This window comes from Micromonospora sp. WMMD1076, from assembly GCF_029581475.1.
Lineage (GTDB): Bacteria > Actinomycetota > Actinomycetes > Mycobacteriales > Micromonosporaceae > Micromonospora > Micromonospora aurantiaca.
Window position 1 is genome coordinate 266,649 of record NZ_CP120862.1, and the last position, 20,982, is coordinate 287,630.

Sequence of the window (20,982 nt, forward strand, 5' to 3'; positions counted from 1 at the left end):
GCGGGCCGGGTCAATACATCGAGATGTGAACATGGTTTGTGTGGTCCGCCGCCGGGCTGCCGCCGCCGCTGTACGCGCGCCAGCCGGTGTTCGGCATCCAGATCTGCCGATACCAGATGACGTACATGATGCCGAGCCGGTTGGCGTTGTTCTTCGCCCAGGCGGCGAGGCTGTCGCCGTACGCCTTGTCGCCGCCGGTGGCGGTCTTGTCCTCGAACCCGCCGCTGGCGGCGGAGAAGTCGCAGGCCCGGCCCTTGGGGTGCTCGCCGCCGCCACCGCTGCGGTGACACGAGGCGTAGCGCTTGTAACCGGCCGACTTGGCCTGCTGGAGCATGTGCAGCGTACGCGGGGTGATGCAGCCGGACGCGGGCGTCGGGTCGTCCACCGAGCAGGACTCCGACGGCCACGAGCCGTCCGAGCTGCGCGGCGCGGGCTTCGCCGACGAGGAGGTGCCGTTGAAGCCGGAGCCGGCGCCGGAGCTGACCTTCGCCAGCGCCACCTCGGCGTCCTTCTTCTTGCGGGCCTGCACCGCGACCTGCTTGGCCTGTTCGCGCACCTCGGCGTCGATGGCGAGCTTCGCCTCGGCCGCCTGCGCCTTCGCGTCGGCCAGCTCCCGCAGCCGCTTGCTGTCCCGCTGGGCCATCACGTCCAGCTCGGCCGCGCGCTTGAGGAAGTCGTTCGGGTCGGCGCTGGCCAGCAGCATCGAGGTCGCGGTCAGCCGGCCCATCCGGTACGACTGCGCGGCGACCTCACCGGCCTGCGCGCTGAGCCCGACGAGGCGTCCCTCGATGCCGGTGAGCTGGGCGGCGAGCGCCTTCTGCCGGCGCTTGGAGTTCTCCAGCTTGTTCTGGGCCTCGATGTGGCCCTTCGCCGCCGCCTCCAACGCCGCCCGCAACTGCTTGCTGCCGCCCTCGTTCGGGGCGTTCGGGCTGGGTACGGCGGCGGCCGGGCCGGCGGCCACGCCGGAGCCGAGCAGCACGGCCACCGCGGCGAGCGCGGCGAGCAGCGACCGCCGGACGCGCCGGCCGGTAGGGCTGGTCCTGGGCACGTGTTGGTCCTTCCGTCGACCGCCGGCCCCCGTACACCGAGCGGCGTCTCCGCCGGCGCCGGACGGCGGCCTGCTGGCGGAGACCGCCGGTCACGATACCGGACCACGCGCGACGCGCCAGGCCGGCGACGGCGTACGGCGTCCGACGTCGACGCAGCGTGCCGTGCCCGTCGCGCAGCGCCGCTCAACCGCCCAGCAGGGCGGCGCTCACCTCGTCCCAGATCTCCGGGCTCGACGCCACCAGCAGTCCCCGGCCGTCGTCGGCCGGATGGTAGTCGGCGCCGTCGAACCGGCGGGCCACGCCACCGGCCTCGCGCACCAGCAACGCGCCGGGTGTGTGGTCCCACGGCAGGGTGCGCCAGAACAGCACGAACTGCTGCGCGCCGGTGAGCACGTCCAGGTATTCCCGGCCGGCGCAGTGCTGGCCGGGCAGCAGCTCACCGATGCGGCGGCCACCCTCCTCCACCCGGCGGCGGAAGTCCGGCGGCAGGAACTTCGTCGCCGCGGTGCCGCGCAGCGCGCCCACCCGCGGCTCGGCCTGCGGCGCGCCCAGCGACGCCCCGTCCAGCTCGGTGCCGGCGCCGAGCCGGCACGCCGCCATCGTGCCGTCGAGCGGGTCGTACACCCAGGAGGCCACCGGTACGCCGTCGGTGAGCAGCGCCGCCATCAGCGCGAACGGCCGGCGGCCGGCGGCGAAGTTGGAGGTGCCGTCGACCGGGTCGACGAGCCACACGTCGCCGCTGCCGCGCAGGTGCCGCAGCAGGTCCGGGTCCTCGGCGACGGCCTCCTCGCCGACCACCACCGAGCCGGGACGCAGCCGCCGCAGCCCTTCGGAGATCAGCGCCTCGGCCTCGCGGTCGGCGACCGTGACCACCTCGCCCGGTGCCTTCTCGGAGATGTCGGCCTCGTCGAGCCGGCGGAACAACGGTACGACGACCTTGGCCGCCGCCTCCTTCAGCAGCGCGCCGACGTCGTCCAGCAGCGGGTCAGCCACGCGGCGGCAGCTTCACCACGCTGACGAAGAACTCGTCGATCTGGCGGACCACCGAGATGAAGCGCTCGAAGTCCACCGGCTTGGTCACGTAGGCGTTGGCGTGCAGCTGGTAGCTGCGCAGGATGTCCTCGTCGGCCTGCGAGGTGGTGAGCACCACGACCGGGATCCGGCAGAGCTGCGGGTCCTTCTTGATCTCCTTGAGCACCTCCCGGCCGTCGCGCCGGGGCAGGTTCAGGTCGAGCAGGACCAGGTCGGGCGTCACCGCGTCCGCGTACTGGCCCTCGCGGCGCAGGTAGGCGAGCGCCTCGGCGCCGTCGGAGACGACGGTGAGGCGGTTGCGGAGCTTGTGCTCCTCGAACGCCTCCTGGGTCATCAGCACGTCGCCGGGGTCGTCCTCGACGAGCAGGACCTCGATCGGGCTCTTGCCGTCCGCGGGCGCGGTCATCCCACCGTCTCCTTCATGCCACCGTTTGTACCGTGTCGGTCCGCCTCCGCGGGCGGCTCTTCGCGTGCCGCGCCGTCCGGCTGCCGCCCGACGTCCGCCGGGTCACCCTCGGCGCGCTCGGCGGCCGGCTCCGCACCGTCCGCGGCGTCCCCGTCCGCCGCCTTGGCAGCCTCGATGTCGGCCTCCAGCGCGGGCAGCGTGAACCGGATGGTGGTGCCCTCGTCGGCGTCGGTGTCCACCCAGACCCGGCCGCCGTGATACTCCACGATCTTCTTGACGATGGCCAGCCCGATGCCGGTGCCCGGGTACGCGTCCTTCGAGTGCAGCCGCTGGAAGATCACGAAGATCTTGTCGGCGAACTCCGGTTCGATACCGATGCCGTTGTCCCGGCAGCTGATCTCCCATTCGCCGTCGACCAGCCGCGACGACACGTGCACCTTCGGCGGCACGTCCGGGCGGCGGAACTTCACCGAGTTGCTGACCAGGTTGACCAGCAGGTTGGTCAGCAGCGGCTCCTCGCCGCGGATGGTCGGCATCTCGCCCCAGGTCAGCTCCGCGTCGGCGTACTGCAGCGCCGCCTCGGTCTGCCCCGCCACGTCGCCCATCACCTTGTTCAGGTCGACCTCGGTGAAGCCGGTGGTCAACCGGCCGATCCGGGAGAACGCCAGCAGGTCGTTGATCAGCCGCTGCATACGTTGCGCGCCGTCCACCGCGAACGCGATGTACTGGTCGGCCCGCTCGTCGAGCTGCCCGGCGTAGCGCCGCTGGAGGAGCTGGCAGAAGCTGGCCACCTTGCGCAGCGGCTCCTGGAGGTCGTGCGACGCGACGTACGCGAACTGCTCCAGGTCACGGTTGGACCGGGTCAGCTCCTCGGCCTGCTTCTGCAGCTGGCTGTTGACCCACTCGATCCGTTCCCGGGCCTGGCGTACCTCGTCCAGCTCCTGGGCGATCTTCATCCGCATCTGGTCGATGTCCTCGGCGAGCCGCCGGAACTCCGGCGGGCCGGAGCCCTCGATGTGGTGCCGGTAGTCGCCGTCGGCCACCTCGCGCACCTGGCTGACCAGCGCCGCCAGCGGGCGGATCAGGATCCGGTCCAGCGAGATCAGCATGACCACGCCGGCCACCGTCACCACCAGCCCGGCGATGATCAGCAGGACGACCAGCACGTTGCTCGTCGAGTTGACCCGCTCGGCGGTCTCCTCCCGGACGATGAGGATCTCGCCCTGGAGCGTGTTCACCGACGCCCGGATGCCGTCGAACTGCTGCCGCGTCGCGTCCGTGATCAGCGCCTGGCCGGCCGCCGGGCCGTCGCGTTCGACGGTGGTGATCACCGGCTCGGCCACCTGGGCCCGCCACTGCGCGGCCTGCTGCTCCACCACCTCCAGCGACCGGCGCACGTCCGGGTAGTCGGCCGAGAGGTCGCGGATCGAGGCGGCCAGGCTCCGCTCCCGCTTCACGCCCTCCTGATAGGGCTCCAGGTCGCTGCGGTCGCCGTTCACCGCGTACCCGCGCACCGCGGTCTCCTGGTCGAGCAGCGCGCCCATCAGCTCCTGCGCCTGGACCCGCAGCGGACCGGACTTGAGCAGCACCGCGTCGATGTTCTGCCGGTTCTTCGCCGCGACCGCCGCCTCCGCGGCGGCCAGCCCGAGCAGCAGCACCAGCACCACGCCGAGGAGCGCAGCCACCCGCCGCCGCAGGGTCCACCCCTGCTGGTACGCCTTCACCGGTTCCTCCCCGTTGCCCACTACCACAGAATCACCGACCGCTACCGCGCGTCACCAGCAACATCGCCACGTCGTCGGCCAGCGGGCCGCCGTTGATCTGCTCGGCCCGCCCGACCAGCCAGGCGGGCAGCTCGGCCAGCGGCACCGCCCGGTTCGCCGGCTCGGCGAGCAGACCGGTCAGGCCCGGCACGTCGAGCCGTTCGTCACCGCCGTCCACCCGGCCCTCGATCAGGCCGTCGGTGTACATCAGCAGGGACCAGTCGTCGGTGTCGAACTCCAGGTCGAAGGCGACCGGGCGGCGCGGGCGTACGCCCAGCAGCAGCCCGCCCCTGGCCGGCACCGGCCCGACCTTGCCGCCACTGAGCAGCAGCGGCGGCGGATGACCGGCGAGGCGTACGGTGGCCCGCGCCGACGCCAGGTCGAGCCGGGTGGTGGCCACAGTCGCGAAGATCTCCTGGAGGCGGCGCTCGCTCATCAGCACCTGCTCCAGCGCAGGCAGCACCTCGTCGTCCGGCACCCCGGCCAGCACCAGGGCCCGCCAGGCGACGCGCAGTTCGACGCCGAGCGCGGCCTCGTCCACGCCGTGCCCGCAGACGTCGCCGACGATCAGGTCGATCCGGTCCGGCTGGGTCTGCACCACGTCGTAGAAGTCGCCACCGATCAGCGCGGCGTGCCGGCCGGGCCGGTAGAACGTGTGCACCGACACCTCGTCGGTGGTCATCAGCGGCTGCGGCAGCAGGCCGCGCTCCAGGCGGGCGGACTCGGCCTGGCGCAGCTCGACCTCGCGCAGCCGGCGGGCGTTCTCGTCGGCCCGCTTGCGCTCGACGGCGTACCGCAGCGCCCGGGTCAGCAGGACACCGTCGACCTGGCCCTTGACCAGGTAGTCCTGCGCCCCCTCGGCGACCGCGACGATGCCCAGGTGCTCGTCCGAGCGGCCGGTCAGCACGCAGACCGCGGCGCCGCTGGCCATGTCCAGCACGCGGCGCAGCCCGTCCAGGCCCTGCGCGTCGGGCAGGCCCAGGTCGAGCAGGACGCAGTCGACGCCCATCACCCGCTGCCGGGCCTCGCTGAGGCTGGTGGCGACCAGCAGGTCGATCATCGAGTTGGTCTCGGCGAGCAGCTCACCGACCAGGAAGGCGTCGCCCTCGTCGTCCTCCACCAGCAGCACCCGCAGCCGCTCGCCCGGCGGTACGCCGCCGTGCAGCCCCGCCCCGGCCGACGGCACGAAGACGGCGCCCGACGCGCCGGAACCCCGGAGCGGTCGGGTCACCGCCGCGAGTCGCGGGAGTTCGCTGGTGATGTCGGGCTCCTTCCGAATGCCCTGCTGATCCTGACTCAGACAACAGTCGCACACAACGCGACCGTCACCGGTGCGGCGGAGCGTGTGAACCGACCACCTTCACAGCGGCACGGTCGACAGACGATGTTACGCGGCAACTGTTGTCGTACCGGCAGCGCACCGACGGGGGAGTGCCGCCGGGGCCGCCCGGGGGTGCAGGATGATGCCCACCCCGTAGATCCGGCCCGAGGAGTCCCAGTGGGCGCACCCCCCACCCGCCCCGCCGACCGCGTGTTCGCCAAGCCCCGCCGCCGGCTGGTCAGCGCCGTCGCCGCGCTCGTCGCGCTGCTCGCCGTCGGGGCGGGCGTCCTGGCCGGCCTCGCCACCCCGGCGCCGCGCCCGGCCGACGCGCCGGCCGGGGAGTTCAGCGCCGGCCGGGCGTACCGGAACGTCGAGGTGATCGCGGCCGAGCCGCACGTGGCCGGCAGTGCCGCGAACGACCGGGTACGCGAGCACCTGGTGCGGGTGCTGCGCGGGCTGGGCCTGGAGACCGAGGTGCAGGACGCGGTGGCGCCCGAGGCCGGGCAGCTCAGTGGCGCGGCGGGCGGGGCGACGCTGGCCCGGGTCCGCAACGTGGTGGCCCGGCTGCCCGGCACCGACCCGACCGGGAAGGTGTTCCTGGTCTCGCACTACGACTCGGTGCAGACCGGGCCGGGCGGCAACGACGACGCGGCCGGCACCGCCGCGATCCTGGAGGTGGCCCGGGCGCTGACCACCGGGCCGCGCCCCCGCAACGACATCGTCTTCGTGCTCACCGACGCGGAGGAGGCGTGCCTGTGCGGGGCCGCCGGGTTCGCCGCGGACCACCCGCTCGCCCGTGACGGCGGGGTGGTGCTCAACCTGGAGGCGCGCGGCTCCACCGGCCCGGTGATCATGTTCGAGACGTCCCGGAACAACGCGAAGCTGGTCGAGGTGTTCGGCAAGGCCGCGCCGCACCCGGTGGGCACGTCGTTCGCTGTGGAGATCTACCGGGCGCTGCCGAACGACACCGACTTCACCGCGTTCCTCGACCGCGGGTTCGTCGGGCTCAACTCCGCCTACATCGACGGCGGCGCGATCTACCACACCCCGTTGGACGTGCCGGCCCGGATGGACCGGGGCAGCCTCCAGATGCACGGCGACAACGCGCTCGGCATGGCCCGCGAGTTCGGCCGTACCGACCTGGGCGACCTGCGCGCCGGCCACGACGACACCTACTTCCCGGTGCTCGGCGGCCTGGCCCGCTACCCCGGCTGGCTGACGCTGCCGCTCGCCGCCGCCGCGCTGCTCGCCATCGGCGCGCTCGGCTGGCTCCTGCGCCGCCGGGGCCGGGCCACCGCCGGCACGCTCGCCGCCGGCTTCGGCCTGACCCTGGTGCCCGTCGTCGTGGCCCCGCTGGGCGCGTGGCTGCTCTGGGCCGCGATCACCACGATCCGTCCCGGGTACGCCGAGCTGCTCGACCCGTACCGTCCGGTCTGGTACCGGCTCGCCGTCGTGGCGCTCTCCGCCGCGGTGCTGTTCTGCTGGTACGCGCTGCTGCGCCGCCGGGTCGGTCCGGCCGCGCTGGCGTTCGGCGGGCTGGCCTGGCTGGCAGTCTTCGGTGTGCTGCTCGCCGTGGCGGTGCCCGGCGGGGCGTACCTGACGGCAGTGCCGGCGCTGGCCGGCGCGCTCGCCGGTTTCGCGGCACTCGCCACCCGGCGCGACGGACCGTGGCCGGTCGTAGCGGTGACGCTCTCCGCCGCGGTGGCAGTCGTGATCCTGCTGCCTCCGGTGGTGCTGCTGTTCCCGGCGCTCGGCATGGACATGGGCGCGGTAGCCGCGCTCGTCGCGGTGCTGCTCGGCCTCGCCGTACTCCCGGTGGTGGACCTGCTGCACCCCCGGGCCGGCGGCCAGCGCGGCCTGCTCGCGCTGCGCGCACGCCGGCTCGGCGCGCTGCCCGCGGCGGCCGCCGCGCTGGCGGCGCTGGTGCTCGCCGGGGTCGGCCTCGCAGTGGACCGTTTCGACGCCGCGCATCCCGTGCCGACCCATCTGATGTACGCGCTGGACGCGGGCACCGGGAAGGCGGCCTGGCTCAGTCGCGAGGAGAAGCCGCAGCCCTGGACGGACGGCTACGTCGACGGCACGGTCTCGGTCGCCGACGACTTCCCCGGGCTGGGCGCCACCGAGTTGCGCGGCGGACCGGCCACCGCCGCGCCGCTGCCCGCCCCGAAGGTGGAGACGCTCTCCGACACCCGCAACGGCGACCAGCGCGTGCTGCGGGTGCGGGTGGTGCCGCAGCGGCAGGTACGCCTGCTCACGCTGCACGTCGACACCACCACCGCCACCGTGCGGTCGGCCTCGGTTGCCGGGCGGGACGTGCCCGTCGTGCGGCGCGCCGGCAGGTGGGGATTCGGGGTCGTGTTCCACGCCCCGCCGCCGGAGGGCGTCGAGGTGACGCTGACGCTCGTGCCCCGGGGCGGTGCCGTTTCGGTGCGGGCGATGGACGCCAGCGACGGGCTGTCCGGGGTGCCCGGGTTCCGGGCGCGGCCGGCAGGTGTGGGAGTGGTCGGCTCGCACAGCTCGGAGATGCTGGCGGTGGCGCGCACGTACCCGCTCTGACCGCCGCTCGATCGACACCACCTCACCCAAGTGGCGGTATCCCGGCGTGCGGATACCGCCACTTCGGCGAACTGGAGTGGATCAAGCTAGAGAGAGGCGGGCTAGGCTGACGGTGTGCCGACCGATGTGGAGCATGTGCGGCAGGCGCTGGCGATGTGGGACGGTTTCCCCGTTCGCCGCGAGCCGCGCCCGATCGTGCTGACAGCGATGGGCGCCAGGGCGCTCAACCGACTGATGGCGGACACGCAGTGGCGGACGTTGTTCGACGCCCACGGCGTTCCGGAGTCCGAGTTGCCGCCGGAGATCGCGCCGGCCGCCATCGACTACTGCCGCGACGTGCAGACCGGGGCGCAGAGACCGTTGGCGAACATCATCCGGGCGAACGGACCGTTCGCCACCGACCGAGGCACTCGCGAACTCCCGGCGTGGATGATGTACCCCGACGACCGCCGATGGCCGTTCATCGGCATCGACCCGGACTTCGAACGTCGCATGACGTGGCGGCCACCCGGGGTAGGAGCCGCTCATCACGAGGAGGCCGTGCTCGCGCACGATGGGCGCACTCTGACGTTCCGGTTCATCGGAACGTCCGCGCCGTATGCCGACTACCCCGACGCCGAGGTGTACGAGACGGACGCGGCGGTGCTCGTCGACCCGGTGGAGGTCGCCCGCGACGGGAACGGCCTTCGGCTGGCCTACGCCGAGGAGCGCGAGGTGGTGGTGCGCCTGGCCGCTCCGCTCGGCAACCGGGTCCTGGTCGGAATCGGGCACGGTCCCGGAACAACCACCTTCGGCTCCCCCATAACGGTGCTCACCCCGACACATAGCGATGGTTGCAGCGGCACCGCAGGGGCGTCGTCGGCTGCCGTACCTCGCTGATGCACTTCTCCGCACGCCGAAGGTGGCCTACTTGAAGACGCCGATAACGCCGGTCACCGTGCCGATGATGAAACTCAGAGTCGCCAGCTTCGCTTGGGCTCCCGTCCATATGCCCCTGCTCTTCTCCCGCCACCCCAGCGACCACCACTCGCGCCCGAACTTCTGCCACTTGTGCTGTCGAAGGTGGCAGCCCAGGATGAGCCCTGCCCAGTTGTTGCGGCAGAATTCAACGACGCCGCCTCGCTTCCGGTTGATCGCCCCGCAGTAGACCGGGGCTTGGAAGAGGACGAAGAAGAGCAACAGGCCGACGAGAGCCGCGTAGATGCCTGGGCCGAACGCGTTGCTGCCGAGGGACAGGAGAAGCACGGCCAACACGCCGTAGCCTCAGAACCGCCACAGCTTCGACTTGTCGCGAGACGCCATGGACGCGAAGAGTACTGACCCGAACGCCGAACGTGAAGGTCGCTCCTGACCGTAACGGGGCCAGTGTCGAATTCTGGACAGCACGTCAGGCGATTGATCAACGCCTTGCCAGCTCTCGGCGCGGATCGCTACCGGCCCCGAAGTAGTTCTTACGTCTTTCAGATACGAGAGGATTGCTGGCATGAGTATTAGCTGCGAGCGGTGGTGGGTTGATATTCGTCCGGCAGTCGACGCAACTCGCGCGAGTCGAAAGGCTATCTCAAACAAACCACTTCCTTAGTTGCCTATAGGGCGAATCGACGCGAATCATGGCGTCAGCTTTCTGCCGATGTCGACAGCCGCTGAACTCACGTCACGGGTTTGTTGCCTAGTTGACAGCAGTTGCGTGCTTTCGCCCCTCCTTGAGCCTACGATGGATCGGTGGATCAGCTAAGCAAGAGGGCTGCCGTCGCTGCTCAAGAAGAACTGGCAGTTGCCCTGCCTAGACGCTGGCGTCACGTCCAAGGCGTTGCAGCGAAGGCTGACAGCCTTACCCGATTAGTTCCCGGTGATGCCGAGATTCTTGTGGCTGCTTCCTGGCTTCATGACATCGGCTACGCCCCGAACATCGTTGACACCGGCTTCCACGCTCTGGATGGTGCTAGGTGGTTGCTCCGGCAGGGTTTCCAACCACGTCTGGCAAGCCTGGTCGCCCATCACTCATGCGCCTCTTACGAAGCTGAGGAACGAGGGCTGAAGCCTGCTCTCATGGCGGAGTTTCCCCTTGAACAGTCACCGACGTCCGACGCTCTCTGGTTCGCCGACATGACTACCGGGCCTGACGGTCAAGACCTGACCGTAGATGAACGGTTGGCGGAGATCCGCGAGCGATACGGCCCGGATGACGTGGTGACGCGCTTCTGGATGAAAGCGGAAGCGCCGCTGCTTGAAGCTGTCCGTCGAACGGAAGAACGGCTGACAGCCTAGCCGATGTACGGCTGCTGCCGGTTTTCGAAGCCGTGGTCGATCCGAAGCCGCATCGACGGGTGGATGGCGAGATCGTCCAGGTCGTCGCGTGCGACCCAACGGACCTCCGAGGACTCGTCGCTCGGCGTCGGCTGACCGCTGACGTAGCGACCACGGAAGCAGATCGAGAACTGCTGTCGCACCTCGCCGTCGCTGTACTCGACCACATGGTTCGGATTGGTGTAGATCCCGACCACGCTGGTCACCTCGACCTCTACACCGGCCTCCTCCCGCGTCTCACGGACAGCCGTCTCGGCGATGTACTCCCCGAACTCCTGGGCGCCGCCGGGCAGCGCCCAGAGACCGTTGTCGGTCCGCTGGATGAGGAGTACCCGGCCCAGCTCGTCCTGCACGAAGACGGTGACCGCGACAACGATGCTGTTCGGCTTCGGGGCGTTCGGGTCGTTGAAGTGCTCGGTCCGGGCCATGGTCCTAGCCTCTCATCGGCGGCAACTCAGTGCTCAGGCCAGACGGCCCGCTTCTTCCCGAGTGCCTGCTTGAAGCTGGCGACGTAGTTGTCGAACAGTTCCGCTCCGCCGATGCGCCGGAGATGCAACACCGGGGCGTAGGCGGCCGGTGTGCCGTAGAGGTGGGTGTTGACCAGCATCTCGTCATCGAAGCGGTAGATGGAGTTGTAGAGGATCGTGTCGTGGTAGTAGATCCCGACGGCATCCAGATCTCGTAGCTCCCTGTAGAAGGCAAGCGCGTTCAGGATCTTGCTCGACATGGCAGCGCCGATGCCCTCGTCGTCTCCCCGTTCGGCGATGTGCTTGCCCTCCGGGTCACCGAACAGCAACTCCACCTGGGCGCCCGCGAGCGCCTTCTCGCGGAGCGTCGGCACCCATCGGTGGTTGAACTCGGGCAGGAACAGCCCGCCGTAGACCAGGACGCCGATCTGCCGTGTGGCCTTCTCCAGGAGCTGTTGCCATAGGTCGGTCGGGACGGCTCCACGGCGCGGATAGATGTGAACCACCTCGGACTGGCTGACCTGCACCGCGCGCTGCGTCGGCAGGGCATCTGGCCACAGGTAGGACTCGCTCTCGTCCAGCAACGAGGCGATGGTGTGTCGATGGCGCGGGTACGGATTCCTGCCCTGCGTGATCCACCGCTCCACGGTCTTCGGGTCGACGCCCAGTTGCCCGGCAAGCAAGGCCGGCGTCAAGCCCTTCTTGAGAAGCCCACTACGAAGGCGGTCGTTCGGCATCGGAATCCCTGGTTGGAGAGCTGAGCGGGACGACTACGGGACGACAGAACTTAGCAAGGACGTCCCTACTCGTCCATCACCTGTGGTGAAGTCGTCGTGACGTAGAGATGCATCCTGCTTCCCGAACCACTAACGGGCCATCTCGCTCAACGCCTGAGGAGCAAGTCATGGAACGTCCATTGGGAAGCAGCCTTGGAGGCGACGATGCCTCGGCGTAAGGACCTACCGGAGGCGAGCCGGGGCGAGCAGATCCAGGCAACCGAGAGGGAGGCGGCCAAGCGACGACTGCTCTCGCAGGCCGAGGCAGACCGTGTGCCGGCTGAGGAAACGACCCGTGCACTGCCGGATCGGAGGTGGCGCCGTGACGACTGAGATGCAGCCGATCGGTAGACGAGTGGCACATTGGCGCAGCCGACGGAAGATGTCACAACAGGTGTTCGCCGATCGACTGGGCAAGTCGAAGAGCTGGGTGGACAAGGTCGAACGCGGCGTCCGGTCCCTCGATCGAATGTCCACTCTCCGCGATATCGCCACTGTGCTACGAATCGATGCGGCCGTCTTGATCGGCCCCGGTGCCACGCCCGTCGGCAGGACCGAGCGAGCCGAAGGCGTGAATCGAGTCGCGGCTGCCCTGTCGACCTACGACATCGCCGTCAGGCGGACCACCGGTCGACCGCTGGTGCCCGCAGATCGAATGACCCGCACTGTCGAGCACGCCTGGACGACATTTCAGCACGCTCGCTATTCACAGGTCACCGCACTCGCCCCGCAATTGCTTGTCGACGCGCAGCGCACCTACGCAGATGATCCCGACGCGGGCCGCTCGCAACTCGTGGAAGCGTACCGGGTGACGGCGTCGCTGCTGACGAAGCTGGATGCGAGTGAACTGGCGTGGCTCACCGCCGACCGGGCCATGCACTGCGCGACCGACGAGCCGAGGTTGACGGCAATGGCAGCGATACAGGTCAGTCAGGCGCTGCGGGCATGCGGTCGCAGCAGGGCCGCCATGTCCACGGCGCTGCACGCGGCATACCGGATCGCAGCGCCTGACAATGACGACGGCGCTGCCGAGGAACTGTCGTTGTGCGGAGCGCTGCTGATGCAGAGCGCACTCGCAGCGGCGCGGCACGGCGATCACCGGGGCGCCGCAAGGCTGCTCGACGACGCCGAGGCTCTGGCCGCCCGGGTGGGCGACGGGCACGACCACCACCGGACCGACTTCGGGCCGACGGCCGTGATGCTGGCACGGGCGCGGGCGGCTCTCGATCTCGGTGACGGCCGTGATGCGGTCGGGTGGCACGAGAAGGCAGTGCGCCGTGACGGCTGGCGCTGGTTGGCCGCCGAGCATCGCGCCGGTCATCTCGTGCGGGCCGCGCGCGCCAATCTTCGCTTCGACCGACCGGCTCATGCGGCCCGCGCCCTGATCGATGCATTCCACATCGCGCCGGAGGAGTTGCGTCACCGTGCGGCCGCTCGCGCGGTGCTCACCCAGGTTGCCCGAGACCCGTACGCCCCGGCCACGATCATCCAACTCGCCGCAACGCTCAGCGTGGCTTGATCGACACCTTTTCGGGGAAATGGCTTCATCCGAGCGATCGGGATACCGCCACCTCGGCGTATCGGAGTGGATCAAACGCCGTGGCTGGTCACTTCCAGCGGAAGTGGACGAACAGGCGGCCGAAGTTCTTCGAGTCCTTCTCGACCCGGTGGTAGAGCTGCTTGACGTCCTTCTGGTCGAGGAAGCGCAGCACCTTCTTCTTGAGCGCGCCCGACCCCTTGCCCGGGATGATCTCCACGAGCGTGGCCTTCTTCGCCACCGCCTCGTCCATGATCCCGCGCAGCGCACGGTCGATGTCGTGGCCCTTGTTGTAGATGTCGTGGAGATCGAGCTTGAGCTTCACGGTCCCATCCTAGGTACGCGGAAGGGCAGCCCGCCCGGGCTGCCCTTCCGCGTCATCAGCGAACGGCCGGCGTGATCGGTCAACGACCGACCTTGCCCTCCACCCGGCGCAGCGCGGTGGCGTAGTCGGTGTTGGTCGAGTACATCGCCGCCGCGATGCGCAGGTGCCGCAGCGCGTCCAGGGGCCGGTTCATCCGCTCCAGCGTGCGGCCGAGCACGTGGTGCGCGTAGTGGTCGCTCGGGTCGCGGTCGACCAGCTCGCGCAACTGCTCCTCAGCCCGGTTGAGCTGGGCCGACTGGAAGTACGCGCGGGCCAGCAGCTGCCGGACCGAGGAGTTGTCCGGCTCCGCCTCGATGATCGGTTCGAGCAGCCGGGCCGCTCCGGTCGGGTCACCCGCTTCGAAGAACATGGTCGCCCGCCGGTACTCCGCCAGAAGATCCACTCGACCCACCTCCTCGTGTCGCGCCAGGCCCTTGATCCGACGCTGGCACAACACCGGCGCAAGCGCGAGTGTTCCTGCGGTCGAAGATCAGGAGGTGGGGTCGTACCGGCCACCGACCAGATCCCAGGCCCGGACACCGCCGACTATTCCGGCCGTGTTCGGGACGATCACGACGTCGTCCCCCATCCGGGCCACCTGCTCGGGCCGGATCAGCCGGGAGTTGCCGCCGCCGAGATACAGCCGGTCCCAGCGGAACACCGGCCGCAGGCCGTCCACCACCTGCCGGATCCGCCGCGACCAGAAGGCGTCGCCCAGGCGCCGCCGTTCCGGCTCCCCCACGTACGTGTCGTAGGTGGTGTTCCACCGCACCGGCGCGTGCGACAGCTCCAGGTGCGGCGCGAGCACCCCGCCGTCGAACAGCGCGCTGCCCAGCCCGGTGCCGAGCGTCAGCACCAGCTCGCAGCCGGTCCCGGCGACCACCCCCGCACCGTGCACCTCGGCGTCGTTGAGCACGAGCGCCGGCACGCCGAACGCCTCGGCCAGCGCGGTGCGCGCGTCGTACCCGGACCACTCGGCCAGCAACTCGGGGTCGACGCGGCTGCGCGGCCCGGAGCGGGTCACGTAGTGCGGCGTGGCCACCACCACGCCGTGCCGGATCATGCCGGGCATGCCGACGGTGAGCCGCTCCGCCGTGGGCAGCCGGGCGCCGAGATCCAGCAGCGTCTTGACGAACAGGCCGGGCGGCAACGGGTACGGCGTGGGCACGCGCAACGGCCGCGCGCGCATGGTTCCGGCGGCATCCAGTACGGAGGCCTTGATCCCGCCGCCACCACAGTCGATCGCCAGTGTGGTCACCACGGCTGTGAGTCTCCCTCACACCGGTGCCGCACCGAGCCCGGGTCACGGTTATCCGGATGCGCGCGCCGGTAGGCTTGATCACCTGATGAACGCCACGTTGATCGCCAAGGATCTCACCGCCGGCCACGGTGACCGCCGCCTCTTCGAGGACCTGGACCTGGTCGTCGCGCCCGGCGACGTGGTCGGCCTGGTCGGGGTCAACGGCGCCGGAAAGTCCACGCTGCTGCGTACCCTCGCCGGCCTGGCCCCCCGCGAGCAGGGCTCGGTCTCGCTGAGCCCGCCCACGGCGACTGTCGGCTACCTGCCGCAGGAGCCGGAGCGCCGTCCGGGCGAGACGGTCCGCGAGTTCCTGGCCCGCCGGACCGGGGTGAGCGCCGCGCAGGCCGCGCTGGACACCGCCACCGAGGCGCTCACCGCCGGGGCGGCGGGCGCCGACGACGCGTACGCGAACGCTCTGGAACGCTGGCTCGACCTCGGCGGCGCGGACCTGGACGAACGGGCCGCGCAGGTCGCCGCGGAGCTGGGTCTCGACGTCGGCCTGGACCATCCGATGACCGGCCTGTCCGGCGGGCAGGCCGCCCGCGCCGGGCTCGCGTCGCTGCTGCTCAGCCGGTACGACGTCTTCCTGCTCGACGAGCCCACCAACGACCTCGACCTGGCCGGGCTGGACCGGCTGGAACGTTTCGTCACCGGCCTGCGCGCCGGCACCGTGGTGGTCAGTCACGACCGCGAGTTCCTCACCCGCACCGTCACCCGGATCGTGGAGCTGGACCTGCACCAGCAGCAGGTCAACCACTACGGCGGTGGCTACGCGGCCTACCTGGAGGAGCGGGAGGTGACGCGCCGGCACGCCCGCGAGGAGTACGAGGAGTACGCCGACACGAAGGCCGGCCTGGAGGCGCGTGCCCGCACCCAGCGGGCGTGGATGGACAAGGGCGTCAAGAACGCCCGCCGCAAGGCCACCGACAACGACAAGATCGGCCGCAAGTACCGCGCCGAGTCGAGCGAGAAGCAGGCCGCCAAGGCCAAGCAGACCGCCCGGCTGATCGAGCGGCTGGAGGTGGTCGAGGAGCCCCGCAAGGAGTGGGAGCTGCGGATGGAGATCGCCGCCGCGCCCCGCGCCGGCGCCGTCGTGGCCTCGCTGCGAGGAGCGGTGGTACGCCGAGGCGGCTTCACACTCGGCCCGGTGGACCTCCAGATCGACTGGGCCGACCGGGTGGCGATCACCGGGGCGAACGGCTCCGGCAAGAGCACCCTGCTCGCCGCGCTGCTCGGCCGGCTCCCCCTGGACGAGGGGCACGCCGCGCTCGGTCCGGGCGTGGTGGTCGGCGAGGTCGACCAGGCCCGGGGACTGTTCCTCGGCGACCAGCCGCTGCTCGGCGCGTTCGCCGCCGCCGTACCCGATCTCGCCCCGGCGGACGTGCGGACGCTGCTGGCGAAGTTCGGGCTGCGCGCCGACCACGTGCTGCGGCCGGCGGCGACGCTGTCCCCCGGCGAGCGGACCCGGGCCGCGCTGGCCCTGCTCCAGGGGCGCGGCGTCAACCTGCTGGTGCTCGACGAGCCGACCAACCACCTCGACCTGGCCGCGATCGAGCAGTTGGAGTCGGCGCTGGCGAGCTACCCGGGAACGCTGCTGCTGGTGACCCACGACCGGCGGATGCTCGACGCGGTGAGCGTGAACCGGCGGCTGCGCGTGGCGGACGGACGGATCGCCGAACACTGATCCGTGCCGAGTCGCCGGCGCGGGTCCACAATGAGCGCATGCTCAAGTGGGAGTACGCGCTGCTGGTCCGCCGCCGCCAACCCGCCGCGACCGACATCGGGTTCGAGGTCGTCTTCATCTGGTACGGCCCGGACGGCTCCATGATCGACGTGACGCCGTACGGCGACACCGCGCTGGCCCACCTGAACCGGGCCGGTGACCAGGGGTGGGAACTGGTCGCGATGAGCGAGGACCCGTCGCTGCCGGGCAACAACGAGCTGCACCGCTACCACCTCAAGCGCCCGAAGACGGCCGCCGCCCAGCCCCGCCAGCGCATGCGAGGCTCCCGCACAGTCCGCCGAACCCTCTCCCCCTGACAGTGCCCCCTACCCCTCCCCCCTTCCCTCCCCGCCCTCCCCGTTGATCTTGCAGATCCAGCCTCTCGCATGTCCTCTTTGCGAGCTTGGTACGGGCCACAACTCCAAGTTCGGCGAAGGCCGACCGCGAGCCTGCCCCGCCCCTCCGCACAACCCGCCCTGCGGGGTTGATCAAGGAGTTCTCGTCGGCTTCGCCCTCGATCCAGGACACAAACTCCTTGATCAACGCCGCGGCTCGGGTCGCGGGAGATCTTGGAAGGAATGTGCCCCTATATGAGGGCCGGAATCTTCCAAGATCTCGGGCGCGCTCCGGTGATCAAGGAGTTTGGGTCTCCGAGGGCGTCTTCTGCTGACACGAACTCCTTGATCACGGGCGACAGGCGGGGGGCCGGGCCGACGAAGGGCGAGGGCGGGTCGGACGAGGGCGGGAGGGCGGTTGGGCAACAGCCCGGGGTGGGAGGACGACGGGTGGGTGGGGCATATGGGGGTGAAAAGGGGGTAACGGGCCGCCGGAGGTGGCGCATGGTGGCGATGGGGCAGACCGCGCTCTCGGGTGAGCGACTCCGGCAGACCGACGGCTTCCTCGCCGAGGCGTGGGCCGACATGGTCCGGCACGACGAGCGGCTGCGTGCAACTGCGGTCGAGGTGCGCTTCGACCGGGGAGTCGCGCACCTGACCGGTGAGGCCGCCGACCCGGAACAGCTACGGCTGGTACGGGAGTTGATCGGCCGGCTGTCCGGCGTATTCGGGGTCTGGTGCCGGGTCACCGTGGCCGGGCGGGCGCCGGTGGTGGTCGACCTGGGCTGCGGCGCGACCAAGCAGTGGCCGGGCAACCTGGGGCTGGACATCTATCCGGCGCCGGGGGTGAACGCGGTCGCCAACCTGGCCGGCTCGCTGCCGCTGCGCGACGACTCGGTGGACGTGTTCTTCGCGGTGCACATCGTCGAGCATCTGATCGACTTCCTGCCGCTGTTCGACGAGTGCCACCGGGTGCTGCGCCCGGGCGGGGTGCTGCACGTGATGAGTCCCTGGTGGCGGCACGTCAACGCGGTGGCCGACCCGACGCACGTACGCCTGCTGGACGTGCAGACGTTCAAGGGCATCTGCTGTCAGCGCCCGCCGGGCACGCCACGCTGGTATCCGCTGCACGTCGGCTGCGACGGTGCCTCGATCTTCGCCGACCTGACTCCGCTGCCGCCGGACGCCCCCACCCCGCCCTCCTCCCACCTGGCCCGCTTCTTCGACTGACGCCGCGCCGGCCGACCCCAGGGACCACCCCGTCGATCATGAAGTTGACGGCAGCCAAGGAGATCGACTTCGCCGTCAACTTCATGATCGACGCGGTTGAAGAGGGGGTGGGGTGGGGTGGGGGTGGGCTAGGCGGACTCGCGCAGGGCCAGGTGGTGAGGGGCCACCAGCTCTCGGGGTGGGGACTCACGGTCGGGGCCCAAGCGGCCGGCGAGCAGCTCGACCGCGAGACGGGCGATGCGCTCCTTGTCGGGGGCGACCGTGGTCAGCGTCGGGATCGAGAAGCGGCCGTCCTCGATGTCGTCGAAGCCGGCCACCGCGACGTCCTCGGGCACGCGCAGGCCCATCTCGTGCAGGGCACGCAGCGCACCGAGCGCAAGGGTGTCGTTGAAGCAGAAGACGGCGTCGGGGCGTACCCCCGTGGTGAGCAGGTGCCGCGTGGCGGCGGCGCCGTCCGCGCGGTGCCAGGCCGGCGCGGGCGCCACCAGGCGGTCGTCGTAGGCGATGCCGGCCTCGGCCAGCGCGGCGGTGTAGCCGGCCAGGCGGAGCCGGGCGCTGGCGCCCTCGGGGGTCCGCTGGGAGCCGATGGCGGCGATCCGGCGGCGGCCGAGCCGGATCAGGTGGGCGGTGATCTCGCGGGCGGCGGCCACGTTGTCGATCATGACGTGGTCGGCGGGGCCGTGGTCGACCCGCTCGCCGAGCAGCACCATGGGCAGACCGGCCAGCGCGGCGAGGTCGTCGGCGGTGAGCGCGAGCGGGCTCAGGATCAGGCCGTCGATCATGTGGTCGCCGATACCGCTGGCGGCCTTGCGTTCCTGCTCGGAGCCGCCGCCGGTCTGGTCGATGAGCACGGTCCAGCCGTGGTCGGCGGCGGCGGTGACGACGTGCCGGGCCAGCTCGGCGAAGTAGGGGATGTCCAGTTCGGGCACGGCCAGCGCTATCACACCGGTACGCCCCTTGCGCAGGTTGCGGGCCGACAGGTTGGGCCGGTAGTTGAGCGCGGCGATGGCCTCCTCGACGCGGGCCCGGGTGTCGGCGCGCACGTGCTGGTAGCCGTTGACGACGTTGGAGACGGTCTTCACCGACACTCCGGCGCGCTCCGCGACGTCCTTGAGCCTGTGCCGCACTGCACTTCCTTCCGGTGAACGCTGGCCGCACTGTACCGCGTCACGACGACGTAACAACCCCTTTACACGAGCGCTTACAACGTTGTAGAAACCACTGACAGCGGGGTGACCGCGATCACCGGCAACAGCAGCGAGGGAGAGGTTGGCATCGTGCCGAACGCGCAGCTCACGATCGATCCGGCGTTCCGGATCGCGCCGGCGGACCGCCGGATCTTCGGTTCCTTCGTCGAGCACATGGGGCGCTGCGTCTACGGCGGGGTGTACGAACCGGGGCACCCGGCCGCCGACCCGCGGGGTCTGCGGCGCGACGTGCTGGACCTGACCCGCGAGCTGGGCGTGTCGGTGGTCCGCTACCCGGGCGGCAACTTCGTCTCCAGCTACCGCTGGGAGGACGGCGTCGGCCCGGTCGGCGACCGCCCGCGCCGGCTCGACCTGGCCTGGAAGACCATCGAGACCAACGAGTTCGGCCTGGACGAGTTCATGACCTGGGCGGCCGAGGCCGGTGTCGAACCGATGATGGCTGTCAACCTCGGCACCCGCGGCGTCACCGAGGCGCTCGACCTGCTGGAGTACACCAACCACCCGGGCGGCACCCAGCTTTCCGACATGCGCCGCAAGCACGGCGCCGAGCAGCCGTACGGGGTGCGGCTGTGGTGCCTCGGCAACGAGATGGACGGGCCGTGGCAGGTCGGGCACAAGACCGCCGACGAGTACGGCCGCCTCGCCGCCGAGACCGCCCGCGCGATGAAGATGATCGACCCCTCGATCAGCCTGGTCGCCTGCGGAAGCTCCAACCGGGGCATGCCCACGTTCGCCGCGTGGGAGGCGACGGTGCTGGAGCACACCTACGAGCACGTGGACTACATCTCCGCCCACACCTACTACGACCCGTCCGACGGCGACCGAGCCAGCCTGCTCGCCTCCGCCGTCGACATGGACGCCTTCATCACCGAGGTCGTCGCCACCGCCGACCACGTCGGCGCGAAGCTGCGCCAGAAGCGCAAGCTGAAGATCTCGTTCGACGAGTGGAACGTCTGGTACCAGTCCCGCCTCCAGTCCGACCTGGACCGACGCGGCTGGGTCGAGGCGCCGGCGCTGATCGAGGACGACTACACAGCCGTCGACGCGGTGGTGGTGGGCGACCTGCTGATCACCCTGCTCCGGCACGCCGACCGCATCGGCGTGGCCTGCCAGGCGCAGCTCGCGAACGTGATCGCCCCGATCCGTACCCGCAACGGCGGCCCGGCCTGGCGGCAGAGCATCTTCCACCCGTTCGCCCTGACCGCCCGGTACGCCCGCGGCACCGTACTGCGGACCGAGCCCACCGGCCCCACCTACGAGACCCGGCGGTACGGCGACGTGCCCGCGCTGGACACCGTCGCCGTGCACGACGAGGAGACCGGCGCTCTGGCCGTCTTCGCGGTCAACCGCAGCTCGCAGGACCTCCCGCTCGACCTGGACCTGCGCGGCCTGCCCGGCCTGCGGGCCGAGGCGCACACCACGGTGGCGGCCGGAACCGACCCGGACGCCACGAACACCGAAGCGGACCCGGAGCGGGTCACGCCCCGGGACCCCACCACACCCACTGTCGACGGCGGCCGGGCCTCCGTGCTGCTGCCGGCCACCTCCTGGAACCTGCTGCGCTTCGTGCCGGCGCTGTGACCAGCGAATACTCCATCCCGTCCCCCA

The 20,982-nt window shown here is 70.8% G+C and carries 19 protein-coding genes and 1 pseudogene; 8 read left to right on the forward strand and 12 right to left on the reverse strand.

What is annotated here, in order from left to right:
- Window positions 1-10: 10 nt before the first annotated feature.
- From O7622_RS01445 to O7622_RS01465, 5 genes are all read right to left on the reverse strand, one after another.
- Complete coding sequence (locus O7622_RS01445) at window positions 11-1,048, reverse strand: hypothetical protein (protein ID WP_282311503.1); 1,038 nt, start codon at window positions 1,046-1,048, stop codon at window positions 11-13.
- Window positions 1,049-1,232: 184 nt separating this feature from the next.
- Window positions 1,233-2,042, reverse strand: a complete 810-nt coding sequence (locus O7622_RS01450) for an inositol monophosphatase family protein (RefSeq protein ID WP_282311504.1) — start codon at window positions 2,040-2,042, stop codon at window positions 1,233-1,235.
- Window positions 2,035-2,487: a response regulator gene (locus O7622_RS01455; RefSeq protein ID WP_282311505.1), complete on the reverse strand. Its 453-nt coding sequence runs from the start codon at window positions 2,485-2,487 to the stop codon at window positions 2,035-2,037. The genes O7622_RS01450 and O7622_RS01455 overlap by 8 nt, the downstream gene beginning before the upstream one ends.
- Window positions 2,484-4,211: a sensor histidine kinase gene (locus O7622_RS01460; RefSeq protein ID WP_282314000.1), complete on the reverse strand. Its 1,728-nt coding sequence runs from the start codon at window positions 4,209-4,211 to the stop codon at window positions 2,484-2,486. Before O7622_RS01460 ends, O7622_RS01455 begins: the two co-directional genes overlap by 4 nt.
- A gap of 31 nt (window positions 4,212-4,242) precedes the next feature.
- The gene (locus O7622_RS01465) at window positions 4,243-5,481 is read right to left on the reverse strand and encodes a fused response regulator/phosphatase (protein ID WP_282311506.1); all 1,239 of its coding nucleotides are present in this window, start codon (window positions 5,479-5,481) and stop codon (window positions 4,243-4,245) included.
- Window positions 5,482-5,748: 267 nt separating this feature from the next.
- Here O7622_RS01465 and O7622_RS01470 point away from each other — a divergent pair, with 267 nt between their 5' ends.
- Together O7622_RS01470 and O7622_RS01475 are read left to right on the forward strand one after the other, a co-directional pair.
- Window positions 5,749-8,127: a M28 family peptidase gene (locus O7622_RS01470; RefSeq protein WP_282311507.1), complete on the forward strand. Its 2,379-nt coding sequence runs from the start codon at window positions 5,749-5,751 to the stop codon at window positions 8,125-8,127.
- 135 nt (window positions 8,128-8,262) lie between these two features.
- Entirely contained in the window at window positions 8,263-9,006 is a 744-nt protein-coding gene (locus tag O7622_RS01475) for a hypothetical protein (RefSeq protein WP_282311508.1), read from the forward strand.
- Window positions 9,007-9,033: 27 nt separating this feature from the next.
- Here O7622_RS01475 and O7622_RS01480 read toward each other — a convergent pair whose 3' ends face one another.
- Window positions 9,034-9,381: a hypothetical protein gene (locus tag O7622_RS01480; protein WP_282311509.1), complete on the reverse strand. Its 348-nt coding sequence runs from the start codon at window positions 9,379-9,381 to the stop codon at window positions 9,034-9,036.
- 468 nt (window positions 9,382-9,849) lie between these two features.
- Between O7622_RS01480 and O7622_RS01485 the strand changes: the two genes are divergently transcribed.
- Complete coding sequence (locus tag O7622_RS01485) at window positions 9,850-10,395, forward strand: HD domain-containing protein (protein ID WP_282311510.1); 546 nt, start codon at window positions 9,850-9,852, stop codon at window positions 10,393-10,395.
- On the opposite strand, the gene O7622_RS01490 is transcribed toward O7622_RS01485, so the two are convergent.
- Window positions 10,392-10,862, reverse strand: coding sequence for an NUDIX domain-containing protein (locus O7622_RS01490; RefSeq protein ID WP_282311511.1), 471 nt, complete (start codon window positions 10,860-10,862; stop codon window positions 10,392-10,394). The two genes, O7622_RS01485 and O7622_RS01490, sit on opposite strands and share 4 nt — an antisense overlap.
- A 26-nt stretch (window positions 10,863-10,888) precedes the next feature.
- Window positions 10,889-11,638, reverse strand: a complete 750-nt coding sequence (locus tag O7622_RS01495; RefSeq protein ID WP_282311512.1) for a helix-turn-helix transcriptional regulator — start codon at window positions 11,636-11,638, stop codon at window positions 10,889-10,891.
- A gap of 361 nt (window positions 11,639-11,999) precedes the next feature.
- On the opposite strand from O7622_RS01495, the gene O7622_RS01500 reads away from it, so the two are divergent.
- A complete protein-coding gene (locus O7622_RS01500) occupies window positions 12,000-13,196 on the forward strand; it encodes a helix-turn-helix domain-containing protein (RefSeq protein WP_282311513.1) in 1,197 nt (398 codons plus the stop codon).
- A gap of 88 nt (window positions 13,197-13,284) precedes the next feature.
- Here the strand turns inward: O7622_RS01500 and O7622_RS01505 are convergent, their stop codons facing one another.
- The 3 genes from O7622_RS01505 to O7622_RS01515 all read right to left on the reverse strand — a co-directional run bounded on the left by O7622_RS01505 (window position 13,285) and on the right by O7622_RS01515 (window position 14,839).
- A complete protein-coding gene (locus O7622_RS01505) occupies window positions 13,285-13,539 on the reverse strand; it encodes a Smr/MutS family protein (RefSeq protein WP_013288724.1) in 255 nt (84 codons plus the stop codon).
- 79 nt (window positions 13,540-13,618) lie between these two features.
- Window positions 13,619-13,981, reverse strand: coding sequence for a tetratricopeptide repeat protein (locus O7622_RS01510; protein WP_282311514.1), 363 nt, complete (start codon window positions 13,979-13,981; stop codon window positions 13,619-13,621).
- 87 nt (window positions 13,982-14,068) lie between these two features.
- Window positions 14,069-14,839, reverse strand: a complete 771-nt coding sequence (locus O7622_RS01515) for an ROK family protein (protein ID WP_282311515.1) — start codon at window positions 14,837-14,839, stop codon at window positions 14,069-14,071.
- Window positions 14,840-14,924: 85 nt separating this feature from the next.
- On the opposite strand from O7622_RS01515, the gene O7622_RS01520 reads away from it, so the two are divergent.
- The 3 genes and pseudogenes from O7622_RS01520 to O7622_RS01530 all read left to right on the forward strand — a co-directional run bounded on the left by O7622_RS01520 (window position 14,925) and on the right by O7622_RS01530 (window position 18,166).
- A complete protein-coding gene (locus O7622_RS01520; protein WP_282311516.1) occupies window positions 14,925-16,562 on the forward strand; it encodes an ABC-F family ATP-binding cassette domain-containing protein in 1,638 nt (545 codons plus the stop codon).
- 38 nt (window positions 16,563-16,600) lie between these two features.
- Window positions 16,601-16,852, forward strand: a pseudogene (locus tag O7622_RS01525) (hypothetical protein); the annotation flags it as partial.
- Window positions 16,853-17,440: 588 nt separating this feature from the next.
- On the forward strand, window positions 17,441-18,166 hold the full coding sequence (locus tag O7622_RS01530) for a methyltransferase domain-containing protein (protein WP_282311519.1): 726 nt from the start codon (window positions 17,441-17,443) through the stop codon (window positions 18,164-18,166).
- 128 nt (window positions 18,167-18,294) lie between these two features.
- Here O7622_RS01530 and O7622_RS01535 read toward each other — a convergent pair whose 3' ends face one another.
- On the reverse strand, window positions 18,295-19,293 hold the full coding sequence (locus O7622_RS01535; RefSeq protein ID WP_282311520.1) for a LacI family DNA-binding transcriptional regulator: 999 nt from the start codon (window positions 19,291-19,293) through the stop codon (window positions 18,295-18,297).
- A gap of 150 nt (window positions 19,294-19,443) precedes the next feature.
- On the opposite strand from O7622_RS01535, the gene O7622_RS01540 reads away from it, so the two are divergent.
- On the forward strand, window positions 19,444-20,955 hold the full coding sequence (locus tag O7622_RS01540) for an alpha-N-arabinofuranosidase (RefSeq protein WP_282314001.1): 1,512 nt from the start codon (window positions 19,444-19,446) through the stop codon (window positions 20,953-20,955).
- The last annotated feature ends 27 nt before the right edge of the window (window positions 20,956-20,982 follow it).